Origin of the sequence: Candidatus Palauibacter sp., from assembly GCF_965237495.1 — a bacterium.
GTDB lineage: Bacteria > Gemmatimonadota > Gemmatimonadetes > Palauibacterales > Palauibacteraceae > Palauibacter.
Window position 1 is genome coordinate 2,646,861 of sequence record NZ_OZ250143.1, and the last position, 11,919, is coordinate 2,658,779.

Sequence of the window (11,919 nt, forward strand, 5' to 3'; positions counted from 1 at the left end):
TCTTACGATCCATCCGTCGTACAGCCTTCGGAGGCGGGAGACACAGTGCGGGCGTACTTATGGAGAGCACCCGACGTCACCCGCAGAGGCGGGGCCGTCCACTGCTTTCGCCGGGCGCTCAGTTCAGCCGACGCAATGTCGGCATTGATCGTGTTCTCGACCGCGTCGATCCGTATGCGATCGCCATCGGCGACGAGGGCGATCAATCCCCCGTCCTGGGCCTCGGGCGTAATGTGTCCCACGACGAATCCGTGGGTGCCGCCGGAGAAACGACCGTCGGTGATCAACGCCACATCGCCGCCCAACCCTCTCCCCATGATCATCGAGGTGGGCGTCAACATCTCGGGCATGCCGGGGCCGCCTCGCGGTCCTTCGTACCGGATGACGATCACGTCACCCTTCCGAATCCGGCCTTCGCCGATGGCGCGGTTTGCCTCGGCCTCGCTGTCGAACACCCTCGCCGGCCCCTCGAAAACGTCGCCCTCCTTGCCGGTGATCTTCGCCACGGCTCCCCTTTCAGCGACGTTGCCGTACAGAATCCGCAGGTGTCCGCTGGCCTTGATCGGATCGGCCAGACCGCGGACGACCGACTGATTCGCGGCAAGCCCCGGAGCTTCGGCGGCATTCTCGGCAAGGCTCTTCCCCGTGACGGTCATGCAGTCGCCATGGAGGAGGCCTTCCGCCAGCAGCATCCCGATCACGGCCGGAAGGCCGCCGATCTCGTGCAGGTCCTCCATGACGTACGGTCCGCTGGGCCTGAAATCCGCGAGCAGCGGCGTCCGGTCGCTGATCCCCTGAAAGTCGTCGATCGTCAGGTCGACCTTGAGCGACCGGGCTATCGCCAGCAGATGAAGGACGACGTTGGTGGATCCGCCGAGGGCGACGGAAAGCGTGATGGCGTTCTCGAAAGCCTCTCGGGTGAGGATCTGCCGGGGACGGAGGTCCCGCTCGAGAAGCCGCCGGAGCGCGGGTCCCGCCTCGCGGCATTCGGCTCTCTTTTCGTCGCTGGTCGCGGGATTCGACGAACTGAAGGGCAGGCTCATCCCCATGACTTCGATGGCGGAGGCCATGGTGTTGGCCGTGTACATCCCGCCGCAGGCGCCCGCGCCCGGACAGCTCAGACGGACGATCTGCCGGAACTCCTCCGAGGTGATGGTTCCCGCCAGGTGCTGCCCCAGAGCCTCGAACGAAGAGACGACATCCAGCCGGGCCCCATTGTGATGTCCGGGCCGGATCGAACCGCCGTAGACCATCAGCGCCGGCCGGTCGAGCCGACTCATGGCGATCATGGCGCCCGGCATGTTCTTGTCGCAGCCCATGATCGTGATGAGGCCGTCGTAGTGCTGCGCTGATGCGATCGTCTCGATCGAATCCGCGATCAGGTCGCGCGACGGGAGCGAATAGCGCATGCCGGGCGTTCCCATCGAGATGCCGTCGCTCACGCCGATCGTGTTGGAGATGAGCCCTACCATCCCGGATGACCGAACGGCGCCCTTCGCTTCGGCGGCGAGATCGTTCAGGTGCATGTTGCACGGATTGCCCTCATAACCCGTGCTGATGATCCCGACGTGCGGACGCTCGAAGTCGGCATCGGTCAATCCCGCGGCGAACAGCATCGCGCGCGCGGCCGGGCGTTCCGGGTGCTGCGTCAGCTCCCGGCTGACCCGATTCAGCATGTGCGTCACCGCCTTCCGTTTGGCTGCTCGTGGTGCGTCGAACGCCAAGCCGACGCGTCCCGGCGCCGGACCGGAACAAGCGTATTCCGGATAGCTATGCAGAAGCCCGAGGATTGTTCCGCGTCATGTAAAAGGGGCCGGAAGATAGGACTGGCGGCGGCGTTCGCAAGTCATCCGCCGCGAGGCCGCAGCCGATGGGCCGGCGGGCCGGTCTATCCGAAGCCGCCGCCGAAGCGGTCGACGAAGGCGCGCTCCCGCTCGGTGAGGGCGGCCCAGCCCAGGGCCTTGACCTTGTCCGAGATCCGGTCGTACTCCGCGCGGTTCACCGGGTGGAGGGATGTCGGTTCGATCCGCCGCCACTTGGTGGTCAACTCGCGCTCGCCCATGCGCGACCCGGGGCTCTCGGTCTGCTTCTTGAACTGCGCGGCCGGCGAGCGGGCGGCCCGCATCCGGAGGTAGAGCCAGCCGCCGAGGAAGCCGCCGAGGTGGGCGAAGTGCGCCACGCCTCCGCCCATGCCGCCGAGCCCCGACCACAGGGAGATGACGGTGAGGACGCCGACGAGGACGCGGACCTGGACCGGGATGACGAACCAGATCAGCACCCGGTCCCGCGGCCAGTAGCGGGCGTAGGCGAAGAAGACGCCGTACACGGCCGCCGACGCCCCGACCATCGGCACGTACAGACCTCCCCGCGACATCGAGATCACCGTCCACAGGATGTGCACGATGGCGCCCACCAGACCCGCGGTGAGGTACAGCTTCAGGAAGGTGGGCGACCCCAGCCTCGACTCCAGCTTCGGCCCGAAGAAGAAGAGCCCGATCATGTTGAAGAAGATGTGGGAGAACCCGCCCGGGTCGTGGAGGAACTGATAGGTGACGAGCGTCCACGGCCTCGTCAGCACCTGGGCCGGGACGAGCGAAAACCACGCGAACAAGTCGAGGTTGCTCCGCGTCACGAAGTAGGCGAGGAAGTTGAGCAGCAGCAGCCGGCCGACGATGCGGGTCATGCTTCGATCATCTCCGTGACCATCGCCGAGAACTGCCCGGCGAGCGCGGGGCCGACGCCGGCGTCCTCGTGCTTGAAGAAGGCGTAGGCACGCGTCCACCCCGATTCGCGCAGGCGCGCGGCCCACGTCTCCAGTTCGTCCGTGGAATACGCGCTCCGGCGCAGCCGCAGGTAGGTCCAGTCCGCCGTCTCGACGAGCGGCGCGTCCTCCAGGTCGTCCGTCTCCGCGAGACAGAGGGCGGAGTTGCGGTCCCGCAGGATGTCGAACACCCCCTCGTCGAACCACGACGCGTGCCGGAACTCGAACGCCGACGTGCCGGGATTGGGAAGCTGGGCCACGAAGCGCTCGAGCCGTTCATCGTCCCGTTTGAAGTTGGGCGGAAGCTGGTACAGGATGACCCCGGCGCGGTCCGCGAGGGCGGCCGTCGTCTGCACGAGATACTCCGTCTCCTCGTCCGCGTCCCGCAGCCGCTTGAAGTGCGTGATGCGCCGCGAGGCCTTGAGCGCGAAGCGGAACCCGTCCGGCACGGCCTCTGCCCACGCCTCGAGCACGCTCTCGCGCGGCATGCGGTAGAAGGTGTTGTTGATCTCCACGGCTCCGAGCCGGCTCCCGTAGAAGGACAACATCTCCCGGTTGGGGAGATCCTCCGGATAGAAGCTCCCCTTCCACGCGGGGTAGCTGTAGCCGCTGGTGCCGGTCCAGACCTGCATCCGTCATTCCCTTCGTCTCGCCGCCGTCGCAGCCGAGAGTGCAATTCGCAGCGCCACCGTAAACCGTCACCGTAGCCGTCGCGGGAGGGGGCCGGAGCGGGGGAAGATGATACCGTCCCGCCGTCAGCGGGCCAACGCACCCACTACGGGCTCGTTCTGTCCTCGATTGGCGGCGGGCTGATCCGGGGTGGCGCCGGATCAGCCATCGGCTTGGAACAGCGCTTCCACTTCGGCTGCGCCCATGCGGTCAAAGTCGGCAGGCACCGATATCTCCCCCACCCCAACGGCCGGTCGCCCGAGGTGGAGCGGCCTCCTGCTGCAGGACTTAGTTTCGAGGACACGAGGGAAAGCGCCCTCGACCCGGAGGAATGAATGACAGCCAAGGAAGCCATCACTGCGGCAAAGGAGCACGTCCAGGACCTGTTCCGGGACGAGGGGATTGCACGGGTAGGCCTTGAGGAACTGGACTTTCGAGACGCCCCGCGCGCGTGGGACGTAACGATCGGGTTCACGCGGCGGCTGCCCAACCCCGACAGCCCGATGAGCAGCATCGCCGCTGCGCTCGGCGGCAGCGGTGAACGCGTGTACAAGATCGTAAGAATCAGCGAAGACGGGGAGATCATGTCTCTGAAGCATCGCCACTTCGCGGTTTCCGATTGACCCGCAGGTGCGGGGACGGGGCATCTTTGTCGACGCAAACCTGCTGGTTCTCCTGGCGGTCGGGCTGACGGACCGACGCCTCATCGAGAAACACAAGCCTCTCAAGCAGTTTTCGACCGACGACTACGATCGTCTCATCGAGATCATCTCGCAGGTCAAGCGAGTCTTCGTGATGCCGAACACGTTGACCGAAGCGTCCAATCTCCTCGCCCAGCATCGCGAGCCTCAGCGATCGCGATCCTCCGCACACTTCGAAATGTGATCGAACAAGGCGAAGAGGTCGTCGTGGCAAGCACCGAAGCTTCACGCAACGCCGATTTCGAACGTCTCGGGTTGACCGACGCCGCCCTCCTGGAGACCGTCTCTGGCGAGACACCGCTCCTGACCACAGATCTCGACCTTTATCGTGCCGCCGCCCGCCGGAACCCGCAGTCGGCGTTCAACTACTGGCATCGCTGGAACGCCTAGGCGGCGTTCGCCGGATCCTGTTCCTGGCTACGTGATCCCGGTGTCCAAAGGCGGCGTCGGCGCAGCCTTGGCGTTATTCAGGCTCCCGTGTCCAGGAGGACCTTCCCGAAGGATCGATTGGATTCAACGTAGCGGTGCGCCTCGGCGGCATCGGCGAGGGCGAAGGCGCGGTCGATGACCGGCTGCAGCCGCGACGGATCGCCCTGGGGGGCGGTGAAGCCCGGGAGGAAGCGCGTCGCGAACATCTGCGTCAGCTCCGCCTTCTCCGCCTTGGAGCGGGCACGGAGGACGGTGCCGACCACGGTGGCCCGCTTGCCCATGAGCTGGCGGAGGTCGGCCTGGACCTTCATGCCGCCGAGGACGCCGACGATGACGAGGCGGCCGAGGGTGGCGAGGCTGGCCAGGTTCGCCTCCCAGTAGGGGGCGCCGACCGTGTCGAGGATGACGTCCGCGCCGGCCCGGCCGGTGTGACGCGCCACCGCCTCGGCGAAGGAGCCCTCGTGCCGGTCGACGCCGAGGTCGAGCGGCAGCCCGGCGTCGCGGATGCGGTCGAGCTTGGCGGCGGACGCGGTGCCGATGACCGAGGCCGCACCGAGGGCCCGGGCGAGTTGCAGGGCCGCCGTCCCGACGCCGCCGCCGGCCGTGTGCACGAGGGCGTGCTCGCCCGGGCGCAGGCGGCCGCGCTCGACGAGGGCATCGGCTGCTGTGAGGAACACCTCCGGGATCGCCCCGGCCTTCAGCCAGCTGAAGCCCGGCGGAACGGCGAGGAGCTGCCCGGCCGGGACCGCCGCCCGCTCGGCGTATCCGCCCCCGCCCAGGATGCCCATCACGCGGTCGCCCGCCGACCACCCCGTCACCTCCGCCCCGACCTCCTCGATCTCACCGGCGAACTCGAGCCCCGGGACATCCGCGGGGACGTCTCGCGGCGCGGGGTAGCGGCCGAGGCGCTGCAGCAGATCGGCCCGGTTGATGCCCGCGCAGCGCACGCGCACGACGACCTCGCCCGCCCCGGCCACGGGATCGTCCCTCTCAACCAGTTCGAGCACGTCGGGGCCGCCGGGCTCCCGGATGCGGATCGCCTTCATGCGTCAGCCTCCCCGACCCCGAAGGCGCGCCGGGCCGCGGCCAGCCGCTGCGGGGTCCCGATGTCGTACCACGGCGCGTCCGTCACGTCGAACACCCCGACGCACTCACCCTCGCCGATCCAGTCCATGTAGGAGTCCATGATCGAATGGACGCCTGCCTCCCCGGAGCGCTCGAAGACGCGCTCCGAAAGCACGTGGATGCCCGCGAAGCCGCATTCCCTCGCCTCGCGAGCGGGGCTCGGGGTCCGGGCCACGACTTCCCATCCCTCCGTCCGGTTCGCGCGCCCGAACACCCCTTCACCATCCACCAGGAGGGGCCGTGACGTCGTCCGCTCCGCGACCGCGAGCGTCGCGAGCCGTCCGTCCCGCGCCGCCCCCTCCACGTGCGCCCGGTACATCGCGGCCAGATCGACCCCCGTCACCACATCGCAGTTGTGCAGCAGGAACGGCGCCTCCGCCTCGAACAGCGATCCCGCGCGGAAGAGGCCGCCGTTGGTGTCGAGCGGCGCCGGCGAGACCTCGTCCTCCCGGGAGACCACCACCGGTACCCCGAGGCGGGAGCGCGCCGACGCGGCCCAGGCCTCGATCCGCTCGGCCAGGTAGTGGGCGTTGACGATCACCCGGTGCGCGCCGGCCGCGACGAGGTTCCCGGCCACCCGCTCCACCAGCGGCACGCCGCCGAAATCGACCAGCGCCTTCGGCGTCGTCTCGGTCAGCGGCCGCAGGCGGCGTCCCTCACCCGCCGCGAAGATCATCGCCTCCACAGGCTGTCTCTCGTCTCCCCTCGGACCCTTGCCGGATCCGCGTTCAGACCCGCGCCGGGCGGCGCGGCCAGTCCGCCGACTCCCGGTGCGTGAGGCGCACGAGGACCTCCGGGTGGCGCACGAGGAGGTGCTCGCGCAGGCGCGCGGCCATGTACACCGAACGGTGCTGTCCCCCCGTGCACCCGAAGCTCACGCTCAGGCTGTGGAAACCGCGCTCCACGTAGTTCGCGATGTGTGAGTCCACGATCCCGCGCACCTGCTCCCAGAACGCCTGCGCCTCCGGCCGCGCCGCCATGAAGGCAATCGTCTCCTCGTCGAGACCCGTGAGTTCGCGGTATGCCTCCTCCCGTCCCGGGTTGGGGAGTCCCCGGCAATCGAACACGTATCCACCGCCGTGGCCCGAGGTGTCCGCCGGATAGCCGCCCGAGAAGCGGAAGCTCGAGATCGTGACCTCGATTCCCCCGTCCTCGCGCACCGGACCCTCGACCCGGCGCCAGCGGTCGACGATCGCCTCCAGCGCCGCTTCGAGTTCCGGCACGTCCACCGGGAGGCCGGCCTCGAGCAGCCCCCGCAGGTTCTCGGCCGCGTAGGGCACGCTCTGCAGGAAGCGCGGCTTGCGCTCGAAGAAACCGCGGTAGCCATAGGCCCCGAGCGCCTGCAGCACCCGGACGAGCACGTAGCCGGGCCACCCTTCGAGGAATTCGTCCCGCCCCGCCACCCCGCGCGCCTCCAGGACCCCGAGATAGTGGTCCAGCAGCGCCTCCCGGTGCCGCGCGTCGAGGTTCGCCTTCGAGTCGTAGAGGAGAGACGCCACGTCGTACTGGAGCGCGCCGCGCCGCCCGCCCTGGTAGTCGATGAACCATGGCTCCGGACCCTCCGGCCCCGGCCGCACCATCACGTTCCGGGACTGCAGGTCGCGGTACAGGAACCACGACCGCCCGGCCCCGAGGAGATGGGCCGCGAGCCGCGAGAAGTCCCGCTCCAGCCGCGCCTCGTTGAACGGGATGTGCGCCAGCTTGAGGAAGTGGTACTTGAAGTAGTTGAGGTCCCAGAGGATGGACTGCCGGTCGAACGCCGCCCGCGGATACGCACGCCGGAAGTTGATCCGCTCCCCGCCCTCGACCTGGAAGCGGGGGAGCATCTCGAGCACCCGCCGGTAGAGAGGGAGGGCGGCATCGGGGAAGGCGTCCGATCCCGGTTCGCGCGCCTCCTTGATCGCGTCGAACAACGTCGTGTCTCCGAGGTCCTCGAGCAGCCACACCCCGGCGCCCTCGTCGGCCCCGTACACCTCCGGCACGGGGAGTCCGAGTTCGCGCAGCGTGCGGGAGAAGGAGAGGAAGGCCCGGTTCTCGTTCGGGTCCGGCCCGTGGGCGCCCACCGCCGAGGCGCCGCCCGGGGCGGTCAGGCGCCAGTAGCTGCGGGTGGATCCGTCGGCCGCGACGGGGCGTATGTCCGAGGGCGGCTCTCCACACCATTCGGCGAAGAGCGCCGACGCGAGGTCGACGAGCACCCGGCCCGGAGTCATCGCACCCCCTCCTTCCCCGCCGTCTATCCGGCCGGCGTCGCGGGCCCGGCCTCCGGCCAGGCGCGCAGCGCCCCGACGAGATCATCGAGCCGTTCGACCCGGTGCGAGGCGAGGTAGCGGGCGAGGCCCTCGTGGACGGACACCGCCGCATCCGGGTCGACGAAGGAGGCCGTTCCGACCTGCACGAGACAGGCGCCCGCGAGGATGTACTGGAGCGCGTCGTTCGCGTTGCGGATGCCGCCGATCCCCATGATCGGAAGCTCGCAGGACTGGCGTGCCCGCCATGTCGCGTAGACCCCCATGGGGAGGATGGCGGGTCCGCTCACGCCGCCGGACCTGTTCCCGATCAGGGGCTCCCGCCGCGCGATGTCGACGACCATGCCGGGGAAGGTGTTGATCGCACTCAGGCCGTCGGCGCCGGCGTCCTCGCAGATACGGGCGAAGTCGCCCACGTCGGGCACGTTCGGGGTGAGCTTGATGACGAGCGGACGCTCGGTGCGCGAGCGGAGGAGGCCCACGAGGTCGGCCAGCGCCGTCTGGTCGGTCCCGAACATCGTCCCGCCCTTCACGTTCGGACAGGAGACGTTGATCTCGAAGCCGAGAAAGCCGTCCTCGTCGTCGAGGCCGCTCACGACGGCGGCGAAATCCTCGGCCGAGCGCCCCACGACGTTCACGAACACATGCGCGCGCGCGAGGTGTTCGCGCAGCCACGGGAGCTTCTCGGCGATGAACCCGTCCAGGCCCGGGTTCTCGAGACCGATCGCGTTGATCATTCCGCCGGGCGTCTCGGCCACGCGGTGGGGCCGGTTGCCGGGGCGCGGCTCGAGGCTGACCGCCTTGGTGACGATCCCGCCGAGTTCGTCGAGGGGGATCAGATCCGCGTATTCCTGCCCGTAGCCGCAGGTGCCCGAGGCGAGGAGGACCGGGCTGCGGAACTCCGCGCCGAACACGCGCTGGCCGAGGCCGGGCGCCGGCGCGCCCGCGTTCAGATCGCCCCCCAGTCGAGTTCGTCGGCGGGGAAGACGGAGCCCTCGATGCAGGCCTTCACCCAGCGTCCGTCCGCGCTCCGCACGACGCACCCCTGGCAGGTCCCGATCCCGCACCCCATGTGCTCCTCGACGGACACCTGCAGGTCGCGCCCGTGCTCCCGCGCGAACGCGGCCAGCGCCCGCAGGAGCGGCGTCGGACCGCACCCCAGGAGCCGCGCGCGTGACGCGGGGTCGAGGCCGCCGGTGACGAGGCCGCGGCGGCCCGCGCTCCCATCCTCGGTGTACAGTTCGACCTCGTGATCGGTGAGGCGGGAGATGAGGGCGGGGTCGAAGACGGCCCCGGCGTCCCGCTCGCCGTACACGAGCCGTACGCGCCGACCCTCGGCCGCCTCGCGCGCGGCGAGGAAGATGAAGGGCGCCAGTCCGACGCCCCCCGCGATGCACTCGATGCCGCGCTCGGCGCCGCCAGCGACGCCGGAGTCGACCGCGTCGCCGCCCGTCTCGAACGGGCGGCCGAGGGGACCGAGGAGGAGCGCTTCCCGGCCGGCTTCCAGCCGCGACAGCGCCCGGGTGCCCTCGCCGTAGGTGCGCAGCAGGATGCCGACTTCGCCGCCGGGGCCCGTCCACCCGACGCTGAACGGACGGGGCAGCAGCCAGGCCCCCGGCGCGTCGAGCCCCACGCCCAGCATGACGAACTGCCCGGGCCGCGCGGCCGCCGCGATGTCCGGGCAGGCGAACTCCTGCCACCAGGTATCGCGGGCCACGACGCGCGTCGAGAGCAGCGTCGCCCGCCGGCGGACCGGCGTCGCGCGCCGCGTCAGCAGCCCGCCGCCGGCGTTCAGCACGACCCCTCGACGCCAGAGGCGTAGCGGCGCAGGACATCCTCGCGGTACGACGCGATCGCGTCCGCGATCGCCCGCGCGAGCGCCCCCTGCCCTTCGGCCCCGTTCAGGTATCGCTCCTCCTCGCCGTTCGAGAGGAAGCCGACCTCGACGATCACCGACGGCATGCGGGCCAGCGCCCCGAGCAGGACCCACCACGGACCCTGCTTCACCCCGCGGTCGGGCGAGCGGCCGCCCATCGCCTCCCGGATCGCGTTCTGCACGAAGCCGGCGAGGAGTCGCGATTCGTCCATGTTCTGGGTCCGGTCCTGCCCCGCGAGGATGAACTGGATGTCCGATGGCGAACCCACCGCACCCTCGACCTCGGGCCCGCGGTTCTCGCGCAGCGCCACCTCGCGCGCCTCCTCGGAGCGGGCCGGACCGAGGAAGATCGTCTCGAAGCCCCGCGCCCGTTCATCGGCGGCCGCGTTGGCGTGGATCGAGACGAACAGGTCCCCGGCCCGGTCCACCGCGAACCGGGAGCGCAGGTCGTGCTCCACGTAGACGTCCGTGTCCCGGGTCAGGTGGGGCTCGATCATGTCGCGGTCCCGAAGTTCCTCGTACAGCCGCCGCCCGATCGCGAGCACGATGTCCTTCTCGTGACTCCCGCCGCCGAGCGTCCCGGGATCCCGTCCCCCGTGCCCCGGATCGATGATCACGCGCCAGGGGACGGTCGGGTCGACGCGCGCCGGGAGCGGATCGTCGGCCGGGGCCTGGGTCGGAGACGCCGGAGCCGTCACCGCCACCTCCGGCGCGCGATCCGCGAGCCACCCGCTGACGAAGTCGGCCGGGATCCAGAAGGCGCCGTCCCGCTCGTAGGGCGGGTTCGCGAGCTGATAGGTGCGCGTCCCGTGTCGGAAGAAGGGCGAGCCGGCCTCGAACGCGACATCCTCGCCGAGGAGGCGGGCCTGGAGGAAGACGCCGCTCCGCCGCACCTCCTCCCACACGGCCGCCAGACCCGCCGCGTCGATGACGGGATAGGCGCGGTGGCGGGAGATGGGCAGGCTCACGGCGCGCCCGCCGACTTCGGCCTGCACCGCCTGCGCCGCTTCGGAGCCCGCCTGGCCGGCGGCGACCACCGGGGCGACCGCTGCGACGACGGCGGCGACGACCGCGGGCGCGAGGAGGGCGGCCACGAGCCCGCGCCGCAGCGCGCCTCCCGCGTCACCTCTCACGCGCGGCCTCCCGCTTCGCCCGCTCGACCTCCCGCTGCATCGTCCTCCTCTTGAGGTCCTCACGCCGATCCCGCTGCTTCTTGCCGCGCGCGAGCCCCAGCGTGACCTTCGCGAAGCCCCGCCGGAAGTGGATGTCCAGCGGCACCAGCGTCAGCCCGCCTTCCCGTGTCTTCGAGCTCAGGCGATCGATCTCCCGTCTCTGAAGCAGGAGCTTCCGCGGCCGCACCGGGTCGGGAGCGTCGATCGTCGCCTTCTCGTAGGGAGAAATATGGAGATTATGGAGCCACGCCTCCCCACCGTCGATCCGCCCGAACGCATCCACGAAGCTGGCCTTGCCGTCGCGGAGCGACTTCACCTCCGCGCCGCGCAGTACGATTCCCGCCTCGACCTGCTCGAGTATCTCGTACTCGTGGCGGGCCTTCCTGTTTCGGGCGATCACCCGGACACCGTCTGGTTCCGCCACGGTTCACTCCGGAGGCTCCCGGTCTCCTTCCTCGTCTTCCTCGGCCGCCGGAGCGATGTCGGCCTCTTCCTCACCGTCCACACCGTCCACGTCCGGGGAAGGGCCCCCGACCAACGCGGCCCGGTACGCCGCCTTGGACTCCGCGACGCGCGCCTCGAGGTCCGAGCGGGCCTGCCGCGCCGCGTCCTTCCCGGCCTTGATCGCCTCTTCGGCCTTCCGCTGTCGGTCGCGCACGTTCTCCCGGATGGCGCCCACGCGCTCCCCCAGCCCCTCGCGCGTGCGGCCGTAGCGGTCTTCGAGGGTGTCGCGCAGGTCGGTCAGCTTCTCCCCCGCTCCCTCGCTGAAGCGGCGAGCGCCATCCCGCAGGTCGGCCTGCGTCTCGCGACCGGACTTGGGGGCGAGGAGCAGGGCGACGCCCGCACCCATCAGGGCGCCCGCAATGAACGCGACGATATTCGAGCCGCGACGTTCCACGACGACGTACGGCTGCAGATCCTGGTCCGACATCTCACACTC

The 11,919-nt window shown here is 70.2% G+C and carries 14 protein-coding genes; 3 read left to right on the top strand and 11 right to left on the bottom strand.

Going from position 1 to position 11,919, the window contains the following annotated elements; genetic code table 11:
- Positions 1–2: 2 nt before the first annotated feature.
- The 3 genes from ilvD to ACPXY0_RS11620 form a co-directional block, all read right to left on the bottom strand.
- Positions 3–1,676 carry a dihydroxy-acid dehydratase gene (gene ilvD / locus ACPXY0_RS11610; protein ID WP_423924697.1) on the bottom strand — a complete coding sequence of 558 codons (1,674 nt, stop codon included), beginning with the start codon at positions 1,674–1,676 and terminating at the stop codon, positions 3–5.
- 212 nt (positions 1,677–1,888) lie between these two features.
- Positions 1,889–2,683 (bottom strand): rhomboid family intramembrane serine protease, encoded by a 795-nt coding sequence (locus ACPXY0_RS11615; protein ID WP_423924699.1) that lies wholly within the window; start codon positions 2,681–2,683, stop codon positions 1,889–1,891.
- Entirely contained in the window at positions 2,680–3,393 is a 714-nt protein-coding gene (locus ACPXY0_RS11620; protein WP_423924701.1) for a DUF72 domain-containing protein, read from the bottom strand. Before ACPXY0_RS11620 ends, ACPXY0_RS11615 begins: the two co-directional genes overlap by 4 nt.
- A 372-nt stretch (positions 3,394–3,765) precedes the next feature.
- On the opposite strand from ACPXY0_RS11620, the gene ACPXY0_RS11625 reads away from it, so the two are divergent.
- From ACPXY0_RS11625 to ACPXY0_RS11635, 3 genes are read left to right on the top strand one after another with little or no spacing between them, the layout of a single operon-like run.
- Positions 3,766–4,053, top strand: coding sequence for a hypothetical protein (locus ACPXY0_RS11625; protein ID WP_423924703.1), 288 nt, complete (start codon positions 3,766–3,768; stop codon positions 4,051–4,053).
- Between the two features lie 7 nt (positions 4,054–4,060).
- Entirely contained in the window at positions 4,061–4,315 is a 255-nt protein-coding gene (locus ACPXY0_RS11630; protein ID WP_423924705.1) for a hypothetical protein, read from the top strand.
- Between the two features lie 23 nt (positions 4,316–4,338).
- Complete coding sequence (locus tag ACPXY0_RS11635; RefSeq protein WP_423924707.1) at positions 4,339–4,521, top strand: hypothetical protein; 183 nt, start codon at positions 4,339–4,341, stop codon at positions 4,519–4,521.
- Between the two features lie 77 nt (positions 4,522–4,598).
- Here the strand turns inward: ACPXY0_RS11635 and ACPXY0_RS11640 are convergent, their stop codons facing one another.
- Genes ACPXY0_RS11640 through ACPXY0_RS11675 form a run of 8 tightly spaced genes read right to left on the bottom strand, consistent with a single transcriptional unit; the run spans position 4,599 to position 11,910 of the window.
- Positions 4,599–5,606 carry an NAD(P)H-quinone oxidoreductase gene (locus ACPXY0_RS11640; RefSeq protein ID WP_423924709.1) on the bottom strand — a complete coding sequence of 336 codons (1,008 nt, stop codon included), beginning with the start codon at positions 5,604–5,606 and terminating at the stop codon, positions 4,599–4,601.
- A complete protein-coding gene (locus tag ACPXY0_RS11645) occupies positions 5,603–6,361 on the bottom strand; it encodes a nucleotidyltransferase family protein (protein WP_423924711.1) in 759 nt (252 codons plus the stop codon). Before ACPXY0_RS11645 ends, ACPXY0_RS11640 begins: the two co-directional genes overlap by 4 nt.
- Before the next feature lie 52 nt (positions 6,362–6,413).
- Positions 6,414–7,895, bottom strand: coding sequence for a RapZ C-terminal domain-containing protein (locus ACPXY0_RS11650; protein WP_423924713.1), 1,482 nt, complete (start codon positions 7,893–7,895; stop codon positions 6,414–6,416).
- A 23-nt stretch (positions 7,896–7,918) separates the two neighbouring features.
- On the bottom strand, positions 7,919–8,974 hold the full coding sequence (locus ACPXY0_RS11655) for a dihydroorotate dehydrogenase (protein WP_423924715.1): 1,056 nt from the start codon (positions 8,972–8,974) through the stop codon (positions 7,919–7,921).
- Positions 8,881–9,729 carry a dihydroorotate dehydrogenase electron transfer subunit gene (locus tag ACPXY0_RS11660; RefSeq protein WP_423924717.1) on the bottom strand — a complete coding sequence of 283 codons (849 nt, stop codon included), beginning with the start codon at positions 9,727–9,729 and terminating at the stop codon, positions 8,881–8,883. Before ACPXY0_RS11660 ends, ACPXY0_RS11655 begins: the two co-directional genes overlap by 94 nt.
- Positions 9,723–10,940 (bottom strand): N-acetylmuramoyl-L-alanine amidase family protein, encoded by a 1,218-nt coding sequence (locus tag ACPXY0_RS11665; RefSeq protein WP_423924719.1) that lies wholly within the window; start codon positions 10,938–10,940, stop codon positions 9,723–9,725. Before ACPXY0_RS11665 ends, ACPXY0_RS11660 begins: the two co-directional genes overlap by 7 nt.
- Positions 10,930–11,403 carry an SsrA-binding protein SmpB gene (gene smpB / locus ACPXY0_RS11670; protein WP_419940771.1) on the bottom strand — a complete coding sequence of 158 codons (474 nt, stop codon included), beginning with the start codon at positions 11,401–11,403 and terminating at the stop codon, positions 10,930–10,932. Before smpB ends, ACPXY0_RS11665 begins: the two co-directional genes overlap by 11 nt.
- A gap of 3 nt (positions 11,404–11,406) precedes the next feature.
- A complete protein-coding gene (locus ACPXY0_RS11675; RefSeq protein WP_423924722.1) occupies positions 11,407–11,910 on the bottom strand; it encodes a YtxH domain-containing protein in 504 nt (167 codons plus the stop codon).
- Between the last annotated feature and the right edge of the window lie 9 nt (positions 11,911–11,919).

What these genes read in the sequence shown, in the direction of transcription:
- ACPXY0_RS11640 (WP_423924709.1), bottom strand. Translation starts at nt 5,606, where the DNA reads ATGAAGGCGATCCGCATCCGGGAGCCCGGCGGCCCCGACGTGCTCGAA.
- ACPXY0_RS11675 (WP_423924722.1), bottom strand. Translation starts at nt 11,910, where the DNA reads ATGTCGGACCAGGATCTGCAGCCGTACGTCGTCGTGGAACGTCGCGGC.
- ACPXY0_RS11650 (WP_423924713.1), bottom strand. Translation starts at nt 7,895, where the DNA reads ATGACTCCGGGCCGGGTGCTCGTCGACCTCGCGTCGGCGCTCTTCGCC.
- ACPXY0_RS11645 (WP_423924711.1), bottom strand. Translation starts at nt 6,361, where the DNA reads ATGATCTTCGCGGCGGGTGAGGGACGCCGCCTGCGGCCGCTGACCGAG.
- ACPXY0_RS11620 (WP_423924701.1), bottom strand. Translation starts at nt 3,393, where the DNA reads ATGCAGGTCTGGACCGGCACCAGCGGCTACAGCTACCCCGCGTGGAAG.
- ACPXY0_RS11615 (WP_423924699.1), bottom strand. Translation starts at nt 2,683, where the DNA reads ATGACCCGCATCGTCGGCCGGCTGCTGCTGCTCAACTTCCTCGCCTAC.
- ilvD (WP_423924697.1), bottom strand. Translation starts at nt 1,676, where the DNA reads ATGCTGAATCGGGTCAGCCGGGAGCTGACGCAGCACCCGGAACGCCCG.
- ACPXY0_RS11625 (WP_423924703.1), top strand. Translation starts at nt 3,766, where the DNA reads ATGACAGCCAAGGAAGCCATCACTGCGGCAAAGGAGCACGTCCAGGAC.